This window comes from Virgibacillus carmonensis (assembly GCF_057836705.1).
On record NZ_JBYQFJ010000440.1, the window covers coordinates 1 to 506 of the forward strand.

Sequence of the window (506 nt, forward strand, 5' to 3'; positions counted from 1 at the left end):
TTATTTTGCCCCATCGCTTGTGTGGTTATTTATCTGCGCCATTCCGCTTGGACTAGGTGCGGGGTCCGTGGATGCAGGATTAAACAATTACGTTGCCTTGCATTACAAAGCACATCACATGAGTTGGTTGCATTGCTTTTGGGGAGTTGGCGCAACGCTTGGACCGATCATTATGGCCTATTTTATGTCAGGACAAGGTTCTTGGAGAAATGGTTATTTTACAATCGCAAGTATTCAGTTCGCATTAGCGATCATCCTTTTCTTTACTTTGCCTTTATGGAAAAAGACAGAGTCAAAAGGCAATGCTGCCGCAACTGAGGAACAAGAAGCGCAAGAATATGCTTCGCATGATGCAGATAGTAAAAAAGTAAAATCTATCCAAATCACAGGAGTTAAGCTAGCTTTAGCCTCTTTCCTGTTTTACTGCAGTGCTGAGGCAACAATTGGTCTTTGGGGAAGTAGTTTTCTAGTAAATGTGAAGGAGTTGTCCGCGGAAGTTTCCGCAC

1 protein-coding gene is annotated in these 506 nt (G+C 43.3%); it reads left to right on the forward strand.

Features of this window, described 5'->3' with window-relative positions; translation table 11 throughout:
* A partial coding sequence (locus tag AC3G7N_RS22780; protein ID WP_489424365.1) for an MFS transporter occupies window positions 1–506 on the forward strand: 506 nt, incomplete at both ends.